This is a genomic window from Rhizobium sp. PP-F2F-G48 (genome assembly GCF_004342335.1).
Classification (GTDB): domain Bacteria; phylum Pseudomonadota; class Alphaproteobacteria; order Rhizobiales; family Rhizobiaceae; genus Ferranicluibacter.
In genome coordinates, this window is the sequence record NZ_SLVH01000009.1 from 1 (window position 1) to 17326 (window position 17326).

A 17326-nucleotide genomic window follows, 5' to 3' on the forward strand; every position below is an offset into this window, starting at 1 on the left:
TCGAGCACGACGACCATGGTGCCCGGCGCGAGCTTGTCGATGATCCCCGAGGCGACCTTGCCGATGGCCGTGTCGGGCACCGCGAGAACCACGACATCGGCACCCTCGAGCGCCTCTTCCACGGGAAGGCAGGTGAGCCCGAGATCGGCTTGCAGCCGCGCCCGCCCGGCGTCGCTCACCTCTACGGGGCGGATGTCGAAGCGCGAGCCGATGAGGTTGCGGGCCAGCCGCGTGCCCATTTTGCCGCCGGCGCCGAAAAGTGCGATCGATGTCATGTGTGCTGATCCCATTCTGTCAGGGCATCTAACGGCAACTGGTATAATGAGTCAATGATCATTTCACATGATGTCGCCTTACACACGGAACCAACGTCTGCACACTTTCGCTGACAGGCGGATCCGGCTAAATCACGTAATGCCGGCTTTGGGCCGGACGTCATTTCGGACGGATTGTCATGCTCGTCTTTCTCGACTTCGAAGCCTCGTCTCTCGGCAAGAAGAGTTATCCTGTGGAAGTTGCCTGGGTTTTCGAAGACGGGACTTCCCGCTCGCATATCCTTCGGCCTGCGCCCGACTGGACTGACTGGTCGATCAAGGCGGAACGAATCCATGGCCTGACACGCCGGCGCCTCCATGAGGAGGGCGTGCCCGTAACGGATGTTGCGAACGAAATGCTCGAAACGCTTGCGGGACACGCCCTCTATGCCAGCGCGCCCTCCTGGGATGGGAAATGGCTGAGCGTGCTGCTGCGTGCCGGCGGACTGCCGCGACATGCTTTGCGGCTCGCAAAATCCGACGATGTCTTTCTGGAGCACGCCCGGCAGATCATGGACGGGACGTTTACGCGACGCGAGATCGCCGATTTCGTGAAGGGCATGATCGAGCAGACCGAGCCGGAACAACCCGCACACCGGGCGCTTGCGGATGCAAGGCTGGAGCAGATGCGGTGGCTCGCCATTCGGGACGCCGCAGCCAAGGCGGCCGAGGCGCGCGGACGTCTGGCGCTTTAACGAACACCCTCAGGCGACCGCACGAGCCTGTTCCGGCTGCAGGTCGGACGGTCGCTCGTTCTCGGTGAAGACGCGGTTTCTGCCTGCGAGCTTGGCGCCGTAGAGCGCGCGATCGGCGCGGGCCACGACCTCGTAGATGCTGAGATCGCCGAGGCGTGTTTCCGCGACACCGAAACTTGCGGTGACCGGCCCCGTCTGCGACCAGTCCGCTGATCCGATCCGCGCCTTCAGAGCCTCTGCAACGTGAACGGCCGCGGCGATCGTGAGACCGGGGAGGAAGAGCACGAACTCCTCGCCACCGAACCGCGCGAGAACGGCATCCGCCGCTTGTCCGGCCGCCAAAAGGCGTGCGAGTTCGGCGATGACGGCATCGCCGGCAGCATGCCCGTGCCGGTCGTTGATCCGCTTGAAATGGTCGATGTCGCAGACGATCACCGCGCCCATGGGCCTCTTCCGCCCGGCCAGGCGGTCGAAGCCGCGGCGGTTGAGAAGTCCGGTCATCGAATCCCGGTCGGCCACGTCCTTGTAGCGACCGATCACCTCCAGCGTCACGCAGCCAAGTGCCGCAAATGCCAGAAGGAGGCCGATGACGGTGCCCGTAACCTGCATGAAGAAGGCGTAGGGCGACGCCAGAAAGGTGTCGAAATCGGCCGGATTGCGGTTGAGAAGCGTCATGACGATGTTGCGCACCAGCGCATCCAATATGACCATGAACACCGCTGCGAGCAGCAGGCGCTCCGCGACACCGCGCACGTGGCGAAGGACAGCAATGGCCGGCATGGCGAGGCAGAGTGAGGCGAGGAGATCGTTGACGAGAAGCGCCAGAGTCGGGCTTTGGACGATGAGGGTCGAGACGGCGGAAGCGATGACGCCAATGACGACGATCAGCGCCCTCGGCCAGACGGGCAGAGTTCGCCGAAACTGCCCCAGCAGGCCTTGCCCGTAAAAGCTGAGGGCAAGCAGGAACAGCGTATCCGCCACCAGCGCACGGAACGGCGCGGGAATGGTTTCCGGCAGAACCGGCATTATGAAGCCAAGCGCGGCAGACAGATAGCCGAAACCCCACCATGGCGCGGATCGCGGCTCATGTCGGCCGACGAACAGAAATGTCAGACCGAAGACGCAGAAAATGACCGGCAAAAGAAACGCAAAATGATCCATGCCAGCCCCATTGCCGAGTCTTCCAGGCGCGGTGGCCTCTCACAGGTCGCGCGCGGACGCATGTGTGCGTTCGGGTAGACGTTAAATACCTCGCTTTAACAGCGGGTAAACATGTTCCGCCACCGAAGGATTCCCCGTCAAAATGCCCGGTTGAACACTTCGTCCGGACCGAGGCTGTCGACCCCTTCCAGCGCCGTCGGAGAGACAAGGCCAACAGAAAAAAGGCGAGGGCTCGCAGATCATTAGGCGCGCGGACTGGTCACGCTTCTAAAGAACACCCCTCCCTTTCAAGACCGATCGACCCAAACGAAAACACCGGCCTGGACGCGCTCCAGGCCGGTGTCGATGTCTCGTCCGTTCAGCCTCGGCCGAACGCGGTCAGATCAGTCCCGACCGACGCCCAGCTTGTCGATGGTCTGCATCAGAAGATCGGCGCAGGCCTTTGCCGGCTCGTCGTCCGCACATTTCAGGTCGATCTTCACATCGTCCGTTTCGACGCGGTAGTGCGCTGCCTTGGACGGGGGCGGCGGGCGGCGGCCTTCGGGACCGCGATGCCATTTTTCGCCCTTCATGGCCTCTTCGGGTCCGCGCGGACCCTCCGGCGGCGGCGGGGGTGGCGGGGTCATCGCATCACCGGCAGCCGGCGGGGCGGGTGGCGGCGGAGGCGTATCCTGGGCAACCGCTGCGCCCGCAGCGAGCGACAAAGTAAGGCCGGCGAGAAGAAGAAGGCGCTTCATGAGAGATCCTGTTGTTGAGTGGCCCCCGTCAACGCCTCTTCTGCCAGTTTGTTCATGGACCATATCCTGATTTAGGCATGGTTTTTATCATGTCCTGTCGGCCTTCGCCGAACGCCGGCCCGCAATGTTGCTGCGCGCCGGCGGGAGAACGTCACGCCTGCAGCGCGCGCTCGAAAAGACGTGTCAGCCGTTCGGCAAAAGCGCGGGGATCGGCCGGTTTGTCGCCGTCGAGAACGCGTGCCTGATCGAGAAGCAGGAGCGCGGCATCCTCCTTCAGGGCCGTGCCGTCTGCCTTGGCGGCGATCGCCTTGACGAGCGGATGTGCCGGATTGATTTCGAGGATCGGCTTTGCCGAGAGCTCCAGCCGGCCGGCACCCTGGAGGATCTTCTCCATCTGCCGGTCATAGCCGCCTTCGGAGGCCACGAGGCAGACGGCACTTTCCGTCAGGCGGTCGGAGGCGCGAACGTCCGAAACCTCGCCGGAAAGCTTCTCCTTGGCATAGGCAATGAAGGTCGCGACATCGGCGGATGGCGCACTGTCGGGTGCCGCGTCCCCCTCCGGCTTGGCGAACTGCGCCAGATCGGCCGCTCCCTGCGTGATCGATTTGAACGTCTTGCCCTCGAACTCGCCGGCCGTCATCACCCAGAAGCTGTCGATCTGATCCGTGAGCAGCAGGACCTCGATCCCACGTGCGCGAAAGCCTTCGAGCTGCGGCGAGGCCCGCAATTGCTCAAGACTGGTGCCCGTGAGGTAGTAGATCGCCGACTGTTCCGCCTTGGCATCCGCGACATATTGCTTGAGCGAGCGGCTCTCCTCGCCGGAGGCGGTCGTCTTGAAGCGGGCAAGCGACAGGAGTTGCGTCCGTCGTTCGCCATCTTCGTAGATGCCTTCCTTCAGAACGGCGCCGAAGTTTTCCCAGACCTTGGCAAACGCCTCGGCGTCGCTCTCGGCAAGCTTCTCGATCGCGGTGATGATCCGGCTCGTGACGCCCTTGCGGATGGCCGAAAGGATCGGGCTTTCCTGAATCATTTCGCGCGAGACGTTCAGCGGAAGATCGGCGGTGTCCACGAGGCCGCGAACGAACCGGAGATAACGCGGCAGAACATCGGCCTCGTCGGTGATGAAGATGCGCTTGACGTAGAGCTTCATGCGGCCCTTGCGGTCCGGATCGAACATGTCGAACGGCTGGGCGCCCGGGATATAGGCCAGCGTCGTATATTCGTGACGGCCTTCCGCGCGGAAGTGCACGGTCAAGGCCGGCTCGTCGTACTGCCCGGAGAGGCTCCGGTAGAAATCGGCATGATCTTCCTTTGAAACCTCGTTTTTCGACCGCGTCCACAACGCCGTGCCGTCGGTCAGTTGCGCCGGTTCGGCACCGGGCGTCTCAATGATCGAAACCGGCACCGGCACATGGCCGGACTGTTCCTTGACGATCCGCTCGACCGACCAGCGGGCGGCATAGGATTTGGCATCTTCCATCAGATTGAGCGTGATGCGGGTGCCGCGCGCCGGAGCGTCGGCAAGCTCCACCGGGCTGACGGTGTAGGCGCCCTGCCCGTCCGACGACCAGAGCCAGGCTTCCTCCGCGCCGGCACGCCGCGAGACAACGTCGACCCGATCGGCAACCATGAAGCAGGAATAGAAACCGACGCCGAACTGGCCGATCAGCTGGGCGCCCTCGCCGGCCTTGTTGGCCTCGATACGCTCCATGAAGGCGCGCGTGCCGGACCGTGCGATCGTGCCAAGCGCCTCGATCAGCTCCTCGCGGCTCATGCCGATGCCGTTGTCCTCGACGATCAGGCGGCGGTTCTCCTCGTCGAGCGTTAGCGTGATGCGGCTGTCCGCATCGCTGCCCAGCAGGTTTGGCGTGGCGATCGCTTCGAATCGCAGCTTTTCGCAGGCGTCCGCGGCATTCGAGATCAACTCGCGCAGAAAAACGTCCTTATCCGAGTAGACCGAGTGCACCATCATGTGCAGAAGCCGCGACACGTCGGCTTCGAAAACATGGCTCTCGGCGGGGCGTTCCGCATCCAGGTTCGTCATATCTCATCTTCTCCGTCATGACCGAAATTCAAACGACCAGTTGGCGAAGATTGCGTGCGGATTCAAGATGCTCGCGGTCTTCCTGCGCGTGTTGGCGGCGGAAAAACACAGGGAACGGCGTCCCGGGGCGAAAACCCCGGAACGCCGTGCTCATTTCCTTTGCCGTTCTGCCGAAGCGAATGTTACGGCTGCGGCGGGCGCGGGGCCTCCTCACCGGCCGGGGCGGCTGCCGGTCCATCGGCCGGACCAGCGGCGGGGCCACTTGCGGGACCACGGGCAGGACCGGCATCCGCGCCCTCATCGGGCCCGGCATCGGGCCCATCCTTCGGTCCGCCCTTCGGACCTTTCGGACCCTTCGGGCCATGGCCATGATGCGGCGGCTTGCCGACCGGGCCGAGCGCCTCGATCTTGCCGTCGGGGTGGACGAGGAAGCTTGCATGCAGGAAGCCGTCATCGAAACGACCCTGCACGCTGATCTCCTCATTGGCCGTCACGAGCTTGCCGTCTTCGCCGGCCGGGCCGGTTTCCACCAAGGCGCGACCGCTCGCATCCTGAAGGACGAACTTGTTGCCGAAGATCTCGGCAACCTTGCCCTTGATGGTCACGAGATCGCCGTCCGGCATGGCGGAAATGGCGACCGGCGCCATGGGGGCCATTTCGACGCTCGGCTTCGCGAGCTTCATGGCGCCGGCGCCGCCTGCCACGCCGAGGGCGAGAAGGGCGACGGCTGCGACACCGGTAAGCGCCAGCCGCGACGGGCGCCTGGCATGCGGCGGAACCGGGCGATCTGCGGAAGCCGGGTGGGCGGGGCGGGCGGCGGCTTCAGCGCCGGTGTGGATTTCTTCGTTCGGCATGGTGTTCTCCTGTTCGTGTTGACGAGACCCTTCTAGCAACACCCTGCCACCGACAGCCTGAACCCCGCGGTTCAGCTTGAGTTAAGCCGATGCGCCCTATGTCCTCTTCCACGATCAGCGGGAAACGGGATGCCATGAGAGTTCTTCTTGTCGAGGACGACGCCGATCTCTCGCGCCGTATCGCCGCCAGCCTGCGGGCGGAAAGCTTCGTCGTGGATATCGCGACCAATGGCGAGGACGCCGAACATGCCGGCCTCACGGAAATCTTCGACATCGCGGTGCTCGATCTCGGCCTGCCGCGCAAGGACGGCATCTCGGTCCTGAAGGCCTGGCGGGACGCCGGCCGGCTGTTCCCGGTGATGATCCTGACGGCGCGCGACGGATGGCCGGACAAGGTCGCCGGTTTCAAGGCCGGCGCCGATGACTTCATGACCAAGCCGTTCAAGGTGGAGGAACTCGTGCTGCGGCTGCGGGCTTTGGTCCGCCGCGCCACGGGCCACGCTTCGTCGCTTGTCGCCTGCGGACCGCTCGTGTTCGACGCGCAGCTCGGCACCTTCGAGCTGGAGGGGCTGCCCTTGAAGCTGACCGCGCTCGAATGGCGGGTGCTGTCCTGCCTGATCCTGCGCAAGGAGGTCATCGTCGATCGACGCGAGCTGATCGAGCGTGTCTACGAGGGCGATGCGGACGTCGACTCGAATTCGATCGAGGTCATCATCGCCCGGCTGCGCCGCAAGATCGGCGCGGAGCGGATCGAAACCGTCCGCGGGCGCGGTTACATGCTGACGGCCGCGCCATGAAGCTCCCGTCATTCCCATCGCGTTCGACCATCTCGGCCCGCCTGCTCGCCTTTTCGACGCTGTTCGTCACGGCAACGCTGATCGTCGCTGCGGTCATTCTCTGGCTGATCGTGGCGGGCGTCGTGCGGGAGCAGATCGACCAGCGCCTCGACACCCAGATCGAGGCGCTTCGGGGCACGCTGACGATGAACCCGGATGGGTCGATGTCGCTCGGCGCCGCGTTCGACGGCCCGCCCTTCGATCGCGTCGGCGCCGGCTGGTACTGGCAGGTGAGCGGAAACGGCGCGCCGCTGACATCGATCTCGCTTGCCGGCCGCACGATCGACAGCCCGCCACGCCCTCTGCCCGGCCGACATCGGCCCGACAAGGAACCGGTGCCACGCCCGGAGGCGGCCAGGGACGGGGGAATGGACCTTTACGTGCGGAGCATCGACGCCCGTATCGGCGACCAGACGCTGGAGATCGCGGCGACGGCGCCCCGATCCGCGCTGAACGATCCGGCCCGGCGGGCGCTGTTCTGGCTGGTGCCGGCCATGGTGGTCCTCGGCATCAGCCTGGTTCTTGGCACGTTGCTGCAGGTGCGCTTCGGGCTGCGCCCCTTGAAACGGCTGACCCGCGCTATCGCGGAGGTCGCGGAAGGATCGCGCGAGAGGCTGCCGGATGTGGAGGCGGAGGAGCTGCGACCGGCGGCAAACGAGATCAACAGGCTGATTGCGGCCAACGTCCAGCGCCTCAGCGACACCCGCCTGCATTTCGCCAACCTCGCGCACGGCCTGAAAACCCCGGTCGCCAGTCTGTCACTGGCGCTAGATGACGGGAACGACCCCGATGGGGCGATGCGCCAGCTGGTGGAGCGGATCGATGCGCGCATCCGACATCATCTGGCGCGCGCGCGCAAGACCATGTCCGGCGCAGGCATGGCCGCCGCGACCCTGCTGCAGCCGAGTGTCGCCGACCTCGTGCAGGTCCTCTCCCGCATCCATGCCGAGCGGGGCCACCATGTCACCTGCGATATCCGCGGCGATGTCGCGGTTGCCTGCGCGGCAGACGATCTCGAAGAGGTCCTCGGCAACCTGATCGACAACGCCTTCAAATGGGCGCGCAGCGCCGTCCGGATCACGGCTTCGATCGAAGGCCGCATGGTCGACGTCTGCATCGAGGACGACGGACCGGGGATCGCGCAGGACGCATTGGCCAGCGCCTTCATGCCGGGTGTCCGGATGGACGAAACCGTCCAAGGCGACGGCTTCGGTCTGACGATCGCCCGCGAAATCGCGGAACTTTGTGGCGGCGGAATCACGCTTGCGAACCGTCCGGAAAATGGCCTTACGGTCACGCTCCGCCTGCCGCGTGCCACACATCCGGTGGCGCAGGTGCGGTAGCCGAGTGGCTGGGACGGCCTCTGAGGTCGATGCGCCCGGCAGCGCTGTGGAACTTCGCTCGCGACAGTCCGTTATCGGGCATAGCGAACCGAAGGAGTGATCATGGCAAACCAGAACAACATCTCGCCGGCCGTCAGGTCGTTGCAGAACGAACAAGGCGATCGCGAGCGTCGTGGCGTGGACGGCGATCTGGACAAGGCTTTGGAAGATACTTTTCCGGCCTCGGATCCGGTTGCCGTTTCGTCCACAACAGGCGCGGAAGGCGACAGCGGACGCGGGTATGCGCGCCGCCGTACGGCATCCTCGTCCGATATTAAGGGTTCGCTCGATGGCTACCTGGCCGATATCGAGGGGCGCATCCGCGAAAAGCCGTTGGCCGCTGCTGCAATCGTCGCAGCCGTCGCTTGGCTCTATGGCCGCACACGATAGGCATACGTTTTTTACGATGATCGGCAGGCAGGCTCAGGCCTGCCTGTTTCGTTTCAGGCTGCCGTTGGCTGTGTGAACCGTCGTCAGGCCGACACGGTTCCGGCCGTCGCGTTTGGCCTGATAGAGCGCGGCATCGGCTTCGGAAACCAGTCGCTGCACCCCGTCGAGAGGCCGCCCTGCCATGCGGGAGACGCCGATGCTGGTGGTCAGCGCGATTCGGCGCCCGTCATCGCTGCGCACGTCGAGCGCCATGATCTCGACGCGCATTCGCTCGGCGATGTCGGTGAGCGAATGTTCGTCCCGCCCGGGGACGACGGCCACGAACTCTTCTCCGCCGTAGCGGCCGACGGACGCACCATCGTCCGCCTCGTATCGGCGCAGGACATCCGCGACCGCCACGAGACAGGCATCGCCGGCATGGTGTCCATAGGTGTCGTTGATGACCTTGAAGTGATCAAGGTCGATCATCATCACGGCGATATCCGGGCCACCCGATCTCGCCGTTTGAAAGGTCGTGTCGAGCACGGCCTGGAGAGACCGGCGATTGGCGAGACCGGTCAGGCTGTCGCGGTCGGAGAGGATCTTCAGAAGGGCATTGGTGCGCGTGAGGTCGATGGACAATGCGCCGTAGGCTTTGACGGCATCGGCGATGGTGGCGAGTTCATGAAAAACGGGTTCTCGCGGCGCTTCCGGCTCGGTGTTGCCACGACTGATGGCGTCCAGCCGCGCGACGGCGGACCCGATCGGCGCCATGACATGGCGACTGACGACCCAGAGCGTCAGAACGAAAAACAGGACCGGCAGCGTGAGAATGAGGGTCCAGCCGAGTTTTACCTCGCGCGCCGCGCTGCCGATCGTCGAGGCCATGCTGTCGGCCAGCGCCACCGCATCCGTCGCCAGCGTCTCGCTCAGCCGGTCCGCGGTGTTGATCGCGTGCTGATAGGCTTCCGCACTGGCCGCATCCGTCGCGTGAATCTGCGCCTCAATCTCCGACGTGATCGCCGCCCCGTCGGAATCGCGAAGCCTGCGGGAAGCCTCACGGGTGGAGACGATCACCTTGACGGACGCGGCAATCGCGCGCGCGCCGTCGATCAGAGTCTGGTTTTCATCGAGCGTAAAACTCTGGCAGAGCGTCTGCAGCTGAAGCTGGATCTGCCGCTCGATCTTCCGGTCATGCGCAAGGTAGACCGAGCGGATGAGGGATGCGGCGCGCTCCACCTTCAGCGCATTCCTGTTCTGGGACAGGATCAGCGGGATCTGCTCCTCGCGTGCGGTCTTCGCATCCCGCTCGATGCCGTTCAGAAACTGGACGGAATAGGCGGCCGCAGCCCCGGCATAGAGGCAGACGAGCAGCAGGGCGACCCTGCCGACAAGTCGCATCGATAGGCCATGCCGGGATGTGCGCAAGGAGATCATGGCTCAATAGATGCTGAACGGGAAATAGACATCGTTGATCCGCTCGTAGCTGCCATCCAGACGGGTCTTCTTGATGGCGGCATTGACCTGTTCCAGCAGCGCCGTGTCGCTCTTGCGCGCCGTCACATGGGCGGTGCTCTGAAGAAAATCATTGGTGACGGGATCGCCGATGAATTCGAAGGCCGAGCCCTCGCCGCTTTCGAGGAAGCTCATGAGCTCGATCGCATCCCCGAGCATCAGATCCGCTTTCCCCTGTTCAAGCAGCGCCTGCGCTTCGGGCTGGTCCTCGCCAAGCACGAGCGTGCTCTTTCCATAGACCTTGGCGAGGTACTGCGCCTGCATCGTGCCTTTGCCCGCCGTGATCCGCGCGCCGGCAAGACCCTCGGGGCTGATGTCCTGATACTTCTTCGGGTCGCCGATGAAAACGGCGTGCGAGCGGTAATAGGGCTCCGAATAGGCGATACGCTTGGCGCGCTCCTCGGTGTAGGCCATGCTGGAGACCATGAGATCGTATTTGTTCTGCTCCAGCCCTTCGATGATCTCCGACCAGGGCGTGGCGACGAAGGTGCAGGTTCGCCCCATCTCCTTGCAGAGCGCCTTGGCGATATCGACGTCGAAGCCGGCAAGCTCCCCCTTGTCGTTGACGAAATTGAACGGAGGGTAGGCCCCCTCGGTCCCGATCCGCAGGACGGGATCGTCCGCCAGCGTCGGGCCGGCGGCGACGAGGCCTAGAAGAAGCGCGGCAATCAGGCATCTGCGAATCATGATCGATCTCCCGTTTGGAGCGCATGATGGCTGAGGGCCGTTAAGGCGAGGTCCAGAAATTAGGTAAATTTATCCTTACGTAAGGCTCTGAATGCAAGCCTGCCGCCGCCCGCCGACGGCGCCCAGCGAAAGGCTCAGCTGTAGTCGATGCCGGTCGCATGGGCGGCTGAAAGCATGCCCTTGTAGATGCCCTCTTCCGAGCGGGCAATGACGACGGCGCCGACGGCACGCTTGTAAAAACCCGTCGGCCCCGCGCCGCCGATAACACCATATCCGTACCCTTGGTCGGACATGGCAAGCAACGTCTTCAGGAGCAGCGCGTGACCGATGCCCTTGCCGCGCATCGCCTCGTCCACGCCGGTCGGGCCGAAAAAGCCGCGCGCCGTCGCATCGTAACAGGCAAAGCCGACCAGTTCGCCGTCCTTGACCGCAATCAGCAGCGATACCGGCTGCCGCATCATCGCGACGGTCGCCTCGCTGACCCAGCCCTGGCCGAACCGGGGTCCGATCCAGCTGGCGATCGTGTGCAGTTCCGGGGGCAAGGCGCGGCGAATGACGACGCCCTCTTGCGCCACCTTGCCGTCGAGGGCCGCATCCGGCTTGAGATCGTAGAGGTTGACGAGCATGTCCATGGGGAAATCCTATCCTTTGACCGCGCCGGCCGTCAGGCCGGCCACGATACGCCGCTGGAAGATCAGAACGACGATGATCAGCGGCAATGTAACGGTGACCGAGGCAGCCATGATCTGGCCGAACGGATATTCATAGCGCGTGGTGCCGCCGATCAGCCCGATGGCGACCGGAACCGTCTTGTTCTCGTCCGTCAGCATGAAGGTGAGCGCGAACAGGAACTCGTGCCAGCAAAGGATGAAGGCAAGAATGCCCGTGCTGGCAAGCGAAGGCCCCATCAGCGGCAACAGGATACGGGTCAAGATTCGGAAATGCGAGCAACCGTCGACCAGCGCGGCCTCTTCCAGTTCGCGGGGAAATTCGCGGATGAAGGTCGTCAGGATCCACGTCGTAAATGGCACGGTCGAAAGAAGATATGTCACGACGAGGGCGCTTGGGCGATTGTAGAGGCCGAGCGTGTTGATGAGCTCGAACATGCCGGAGAGCACCGCGATCTGTGGAAAGATCGAGATCATCAGGATCGCCATCAGCATCAGGCGCTTGTGTGGAAATTCCATGCGTCCCAGCGCATAGGCCGTGATGATGCCAAGCGACAGCGACAGCATCGTCGTCGCCGTGGCAACGAAGACGGAATTGACCAGCGACCCCATGAAGACGGAATTGTTAAACAACTGGCGATAGTAGGTGAAATTCAGCGCTGGCAGAAAGACCGTTGTGTAAAGTTCCGCGCCCTGCTTGGTGGAGGAGACGATCGCCCAATAGTAGGGAAAGAGCGTGTAGGCGAGCACGAGCAGGATGAGCACGCCGAGCATGGCCCTGCGAAGACGGCGTTGCAAACGGTAATAGGCGGAAGACCGGCGCTTTACCCGGACGGGCGTCGATGCGGCAGTGGCTGTCGACATAATCAATTCCCCGCGGATCGGTCGAGGCGCAGTGCGCCGATCAGGATGACGGCGACGAGCGCGACGAGCAGGAAAACCCAGGTGGAAGCGGCCGAGCCGACACCGAGTTCCTGGAAACTCACCAGGCGGTCATGCGCATAGATCGAGACCGTCATGACGTTCTGGTTGCTGGCCGCGAGCACATAGGCGAGGTCGAACATGCGGATCGCATCGAGCGCGCGGAAGAGCACGGCGACGCCGATTGCCGGTTTCAGCAGCGGCAGCGTGATCGACCAGAACCGCTTCCAGGCGGGAATGCCATCGACTTCGGCGGCTTCCATCATTTCGCCCGGAATGGTCTGGAGGCCGGCGAGGATCAGGAGCACCATGAAGGGCGTCGTCATCCAGACATCGACGAAGATCACCACACCCATGATCAGCGAACTGCTGGCCGTCCAGGCGATGCCGTGGTCGATGACCCCGAGCGAAATCAGGATACGGTTGAACACGCCGAACTGGTCGTTCAGCATCCACTCCCAGATTTTCGTGGCGACGACGACGGGTATCGCCCAGGGAACGAGGATCGCCGCGCGCAACAGTCCCCGCCCGGGGATCGCCTCGTTAAGCAGCAGGGCGATGCCGAGGCCGAGCAGGGTTTCGATCGCGACCGAGATGACGGCGAAGGTCAGCGTGTTCCGGACCGCGTTCCACCATGTGGGATCCTTGATCACCTCGATGAAGTTTGCAAAGCCGACCATGCCGTAGACGGTGGGATCGTCGAGATAGGCGTCCGTGAAGCTGAAGAAGAAGGTGCGTCCGAGCGGCCACACCGCCACCATCAACATGACGAGAACCAGCGGCGCGAGGAAGAGCCAGGCCGTGCGATGCTCCCGGCGCGCGAGCTTAGCGCTCATGGACAAGCCTCCCCTCGTCGGCGTCCGTCGCAGGCGTCGGGCCTGCAGCCCGGTGCTCCATCCGCTTGCCCTCCGCGTCGAACACGAAGATGTCGGCATCGGCAAAGGACAGGCCGACAGGCTGATTGCGCCGCTCGGTCGGCGGACGCCCGGCGACGCGCACGACCCAGATGCTCTCGTCGGACAGCCGGATATAGGCAAAGTGCTCGTGACCGAGATCCTCGACGCGCTCCAGAATGCCGCTCATGCGCCCGGCATCGGCTGCAACAATCGAGAGTGCTTCCGGCCGAACGCCGATCGAGACCGGCTGCCTGTCTCTAGACGAAGGGGCGTCCGCGACAAGCCCGGCCGGCAAAACGAATGCGCCCGTCTCCGCGCCCATCGGCACCGTGCCGAAATTCATTCTGGGACTGCCGATGAAGCCCGCGACGAAGCGGTTGGCGGGCGCCTGATAGAGTTCAAGCGGCGTGCCGACCTGTTCGATCGATCCCTGATTGAGGACGACGATACGGTCTGCGAGCGTCATCGCCTCGGCCTGATCGTGGGTCACGTAGACCATCGTGGTCTTCAGGGTCTCGTGCAGCCGTGCGATTTCGATACGCATTTCCATGCGCAGGTCGGAATCGAGGTTCGACAACGGCTCGTCGAACAGGAAGATTTCCGGTTCGCGCACGAGCGCCCGACCGATCGCCACGCGCTGCCGCTGCCCGCCGGAAAGCTCGCGCGGACGCCGTGCGAGAAGATGATCGACCTTCAGCATGCGGGCGACCGTGTCGACCTTGCTGCGGATGGCATCCTTGCCGATCCGCAGGGTTTCGAGCGCGAAACCGATATTCCGTTCGACGCTCATATGCGGATAGAGCGCATAGGACTGGAAGACGAAGGCGACGCCGCGCTTGGATGCGGGCACGTCCGTCACGTCCTCGCCGTCGATGAGCACCTGTCCGCCGGAGGCGGGAACGAGCCCCGCGACGATCCGAAGCAGGGTCGATTTCCCGCAGCCGGACGGGCCGACGAAGACCACGAACTCGCCGTCGGCGATGTCGAGATCGACGCCGCGAATGACCTTGTGCGTGCCATAGGCTTTGGTGACGGAGGAAAGGGCGATGGATGCCATGGCAGGTCCGATCAGGATAACGAAGATACGCCGACGCACCTGCGCCGCTGCAGGCCCGTGGTCATGCGCAAAGGTGGACATACGGGGGGAAAGCGGATGATAGCGCTGTCGCGCCTCCGTTCCCGGCTCGCGAGGCGCCGGGAACGGAGGTCGTCTTGGGAGACTTAGCGACTTTCTTTCAGCTTCTCCAGGCGGGCCGCCAGATCCTTCAGGCCGCTCTCGACCTCCTTGCCGCCGGACAGCATGTCGTGGACACTGCGATAGAAGGCCTGGGACACGCGGTTGTAGCTCGTGCCGGTATAGCCGGACGGCCGGATGGCGCTGTCGGCAAAGGCCTGCTGATTGTCCTTCAGGAACGGGATTTTCTTCAACACGTCGGCGTCGGTGTAGAGCGCCGTGATCGACGGATTGAAAGCGGCATCGACGGCGCGCATCTTCTGCATCTCGGGGCCGGTGATGAAATCGACGAAGTTTGCCGCCACATCGGGCTTGGTCGAGAATTTCGAGACGCCGTAATACATCGGACCCAGGCAGCCAGACGATTTCTCTCCGGCCTTGCCGACCGGAAGCGGCATCATGCCGACCTTGTCGATCACGGCGCTGCCGGTGGTCTGCGACGTGCCCCAGACATAGGGCCAGTTGCGGTGGAAGACGGCGTTGCCGGACTCGAAGACCGCGCGCGACGCCTCTTCGTCATAGTTCAAGACGCCTTCGGGGCTGATCGTGCCGATCCAGCTTTTTGCCAGCGTCAGGGCGCCGGCCGCGGCAGGATTGTCGATCGTCACCTTGCCATCGTCGGAAATGATGCTGCCGCCGCCGCTGGAGCTGATCAGCTCGAGCGCATCGCAGGTCAGGCCCTCATAGCTCTTGGCCTGCCAGGCATAGCCCCACATGTCGGCCTTGCCGCCGGCGCGCTCCTTGTCCTGGATCTCCTTTGCGGTCGCCGTCAGCTCTTCCCAGGTCTTGGGCGCCGGCTTGCCGTATTTCTCCAGAAGATCCTTGCGATAGAACATCAGCCCGACATCCATATAGGCGGGCATGGCCACCAGCTTGCCGTCGAGCTTGGCGGCGTTCAGCGTGGAGGCGAAATGCTGGTCCTGGTCGGGCTTGGGCACGAGCGTCGAAAGGTCGAGCAGGTTGTTCTTGAACATGCCGAGCCAGATGACGTCGAGGAAGAGAACGTCGACATCGGTGGATTTGGCCGCAAGCAGCTGCTGGTAGAGCGGGATCGCGTCATCCAGAAGGGCGGGCATCTTGTTGATCTTCGCCTCGTTTCCGGTCTTCTCCTTCCAGGCGGCGGCGGCCTTGGTGCAGAGCTCGAATTCGGTCGATGCGCAGACGACCGATACCGTCTCGGCATGGGCCGCACCGGCGCCAAGAAGCGCGAGAAGTGGAAGGCTGAAGGCAAGTTTTCGATTGAACATGACGGTCGTTCCCCTGTTCGAATTTTCCTCTGACGGCCTCTACCTTTTGGTTTTTGTCGGCCGTTAAGGTCGATTGGACTGGATATGACCAGTTATGTCAATTGGCCTCCACTTTTATATTTCAGGCGTGTGACATTCTCTGTAGTGTTGCGGGAAGCAGGAAGGGAATCCGGTTGGGCGACGGTGCGGCAGCAGAGATATCGGTGGAAGGACTTGTCGGTTCTCAGGGCGACGCGCTGCTCGCCGCCGTGGTGCGCCACGACGATCCGCGGCCGCTCCATCAGCAGGTCAAGGAAGCGCTGCTCCGTGCGATCGAGGACGGTCGCCTGCCGCATAACGGAAAGCTGCCCTCGGAGCGCAAGCTCGTGGAAGCCTTCGGCGTCAGCCGGATCACGGTGCGGCATGCCATCCAGGATCTCATCCGCCAGGGCATGGTGAAGAGCCAGCCCGGCAAGGGCCTCTACGTTACGCTGAGCCCGCGCGGCTACGAGCTGCAGGTGCTGGAGAGCTTTACGGCAACGGCCCTGTCCACCCATCGCCAGCCCGGCAGCATGCTGGTGGAGGTCCAGGTCTACAAGCCGGCGGCCGACATCACCCGGCCGTTGTTCCTGCCGGAAGGCGCCGAAGTGGTGATCCTCAAACGAATCCGGCTGATCGACGGCGTGCCCGTCGCCATCCAGACGGACTGGTTGCCCGCAGCCCAGGTGCCGGGGCTGGCCGATCTCGACTGGACGGGCGCCAACCGCTCGCTCTACGCCGAGCTTCGGGATCGCTACCATATCCAGCCCGGGCGCGGGCATACGACGCTCAGCGCCCGCATGGCGACCGCATGGGAAGCCGGGCGGCTGGAACTGGTGAGCCCCGCAGCCGTCCTCACCGTCGACCAGATCGTCTTCGACCGGCGGAACCGGCCGATCAACATGACGGCGCTGGTGCACCATCCGGAGCGCTACCCGCTGACCTTGACGCAGTCTTGAGGCCGGCGCGTCGAGGGGTCGATCTCTCGGGCGAACTGCGCTAGAAGCCGGCGATCACACCGGAATGCCATCGTGGAAACCACGCTCTATCTGCCCGTCAAAACGTTTCTCGAAAGCTTCGGCTTCGAGGTGAAGGGCGAGGTCGCGAATTGCGATCTCGTCGGCGTGCGGGCGGGCGAGCCGGACATCGTGGTCGTTTGCGAGCTGAAGCTGACCTTCAATCTCGAACTGATCCTCCAGGCCGTGGATCGCGCAGCGGCCTGCGACGAAGTCTGGATCGCCGCGCGGGTTTCAATCAGGGGACGCGGCCGCGAGGCGGACAAGCGCTACCGCGATCTCTGCCGGCGGCTCGGCATCGGCATGCTGGGCGTTGCGGATACCGGCGCCGTCAGCGTCATCGTCAGTGCCGTCTCGCCGATGCCGCGCACCAATCCGAAGCGCCGGGCGAGACTGGTGAAGGAACACCGCGCGCGCCATGGCGACCCCACCGCCGGTGGCGGTGCCCGCGCCCCGATCATGACCGCCTATCGGCAGCAGGCGCTTCTCTGTGCCGCCGCGATCCGCGCCGGCCGCGTGCGGCCGGTCGAGATGCGGTCGAGGGCGCCAAAGGCGGCCGCCATTCTTCAGGACAATGTCTATGGCTGGTTCGAACGTGTCGAGCGTGGGGTCTATCGGCTGACGGACGCCGGTGCAAAGGCGCTGGAACGATGGCCGCAGATCGACGACGCAGCGGAGTGACGGGATCACCGGACCGGGGCACCGACGGGGCGGAAACTGTCATAAAATGGT

At 64.0% G+C, this 17326-nt stretch carries 17 protein-coding genes and 1 pseudogene; 6 read left to right on the forward strand and 12 right to left on the reverse strand.

Annotated features, from left to right (window positions below):
• Window positions 1–275 (reverse strand): NAD(P)-binding domain-containing protein (locus tag C8J36_RS18635; RefSeq protein WP_165915109.1); only part of this gene is annotated, 275 nt, incomplete at its 3' end.
• A 179-nt stretch (window positions 276–454) separates the two neighbouring features.
• On the opposite strand from C8J36_RS18635, the gene C8J36_RS18640 reads away from it, so the two are divergent.
• Entirely contained in the window at window positions 455–1009 is a 555-nt protein-coding gene (locus C8J36_RS18640) for a transcriptional regulator (RefSeq protein WP_132536889.1), read from the forward strand.
• A 9-nt stretch (window positions 1010–1018) separates the two neighbouring features.
• On the opposite strand, the gene C8J36_RS18645 is transcribed toward C8J36_RS18640, so the two are convergent.
• The 4 genes and pseudogenes from C8J36_RS18645 to C8J36_RS18660 all read right to left on the reverse strand — a co-directional run.
• Window positions 1019–2170 (reverse strand): GGDEF domain-containing protein, encoded by a 1152-nt coding sequence (locus tag C8J36_RS18645; protein WP_132536890.1) that lies wholly within the window; start codon window positions 2168–2170, stop codon window positions 1019–1021.
• 383 nt (window positions 2171–2553) lie between these two features.
• On the reverse strand, window positions 2554–2907 hold the full coding sequence (locus C8J36_RS18650; protein WP_062597008.1) for a hypothetical protein: 354 nt from the start codon (window positions 2905–2907) through the stop codon (window positions 2554–2556).
• Between the two features lie 151 nt (window positions 2908–3058).
• Window positions 3059–4951, reverse strand: a complete 1893-nt coding sequence (gene htpG, locus C8J36_RS18655) for a molecular chaperone HtpG (protein ID WP_132536891.1) — start codon at window positions 4949–4951, stop codon at window positions 3059–3061.
• Between the two features lie 371 nt (window positions 4952–5322).
• Window positions 5323–5805 (reverse strand): annotated as a pseudogene (locus C8J36_RS18660) (hypothetical protein); the annotation flags it as partial.
• A gap of 134 nt (window positions 5806–5939) precedes the next feature.
• Here C8J36_RS18660 and C8J36_RS18665 point away from each other — a divergent pair.
• The 3 genes from C8J36_RS18665 (at window position 5940) to C8J36_RS18675 (ending at window position 8413) form a co-directional block, all read left to right on the forward strand.
• Window positions 5940–6602, forward strand: coding sequence for a response regulator transcription factor (locus C8J36_RS18665; RefSeq protein ID WP_062597006.1), 663 nt, complete (start codon window positions 5940–5942; stop codon window positions 6600–6602).
• Entirely contained in the window at window positions 6599–7984 is a 1386-nt protein-coding gene (locus C8J36_RS18670; RefSeq protein ID WP_132536892.1) for a HAMP domain-containing sensor histidine kinase, read from the forward strand. Before C8J36_RS18665 ends, C8J36_RS18670 begins: the two co-directional genes overlap by 4 nt.
• A 102-nt stretch (window positions 7985–8086) precedes the next feature.
• On the forward strand, window positions 8087–8413 hold the full coding sequence (locus C8J36_RS18675; protein WP_132536893.1) for a hypothetical protein: 327 nt from the start codon (window positions 8087–8089) through the stop codon (window positions 8411–8413).
• Window positions 8414–8446: 33 nt separating this feature from the next.
• Here C8J36_RS18675 and C8J36_RS18680 read toward each other — a convergent pair whose 3' ends face one another.
• The 7 genes from C8J36_RS18680 to C8J36_RS18710 form a co-directional block, all read right to left on the reverse strand.
• Entirely contained in the window at window positions 8447–9793 is a 1347-nt protein-coding gene (locus C8J36_RS18680; RefSeq protein ID WP_165915110.1) for a GGDEF domain-containing protein, read from the reverse strand.
• Between the two features lie 39 nt (window positions 9794–9832).
• On the reverse strand, window positions 9833–10594 hold the full coding sequence (locus tag C8J36_RS18685) for a transporter substrate-binding domain-containing protein (RefSeq protein ID WP_132536895.1): 762 nt from the start codon (window positions 10592–10594) through the stop codon (window positions 9833–9835).
• A gap of 134 nt (window positions 10595–10728) precedes the next feature.
• Window positions 10729–11226, reverse strand: coding sequence for a GNAT family N-acetyltransferase (locus tag C8J36_RS18690; protein ID WP_132536896.1), 498 nt, complete (start codon window positions 11224–11226; stop codon window positions 10729–10731).
• Window positions 11227–11235: 9 nt separating this feature from the next.
• Entirely contained in the window at window positions 11236–12126 is an 891-nt protein-coding gene (locus C8J36_RS18695; RefSeq protein WP_132536897.1) for a carbohydrate ABC transporter permease, read from the reverse strand.
• 2 nt (window positions 12127–12128) lie between these two features.
• The gene (locus tag C8J36_RS18700; RefSeq protein WP_132536898.1) at window positions 12129–13019 is read right to left on the reverse strand and encodes a sugar ABC transporter permease; all 891 of its coding nucleotides are present in this window, start codon (window positions 13017–13019) and stop codon (window positions 12129–12131) included.
• Window positions 13009–14136: an ABC transporter ATP-binding protein gene (locus C8J36_RS18705; RefSeq protein ID WP_132536899.1), complete on the reverse strand. Its 1128-nt coding sequence runs from the start codon at window positions 14134–14136 to the stop codon at window positions 13009–13011. The genes C8J36_RS18700 and C8J36_RS18705 overlap by 11 nt, the downstream gene beginning before the upstream one ends.
• A gap of 164 nt (window positions 14137–14300) precedes the next feature.
• Window positions 14301–15560 carry an ABC transporter substrate-binding protein gene (locus C8J36_RS18710; protein WP_132536900.1) on the reverse strand — a complete coding sequence of 420 codons (1260 nt, stop codon included), beginning with the start codon at window positions 15558–15560 and terminating at the stop codon, window positions 14301–14303.
• Window positions 15561–15763: 203 nt separating this feature from the next.
• Here C8J36_RS18710 and C8J36_RS18715 point away from each other — a divergent pair, with 203 nt between their 5' ends.
• Together C8J36_RS18715 and C8J36_RS18720 are read left to right on the forward strand one after the other, a co-directional pair.
• Window positions 15764–16537: a GntR family transcriptional regulator gene (locus C8J36_RS18715; RefSeq protein ID WP_245506630.1), complete on the forward strand. Its 774-nt coding sequence runs from the start codon at window positions 15764–15766 to the stop codon at window positions 16535–16537.
• A gap of 72 nt (window positions 16538–16609) precedes the next feature.
• Window positions 16610–17275, forward strand: a complete 666-nt coding sequence (locus C8J36_RS18720; protein ID WP_132536901.1) for a DUF2161 family putative PD-(D/E)XK-type phosphodiesterase — start codon at window positions 16610–16612, stop codon at window positions 17273–17275.
• The last annotated feature ends 51 nt before the right edge of the window (window positions 17276–17326 follow it).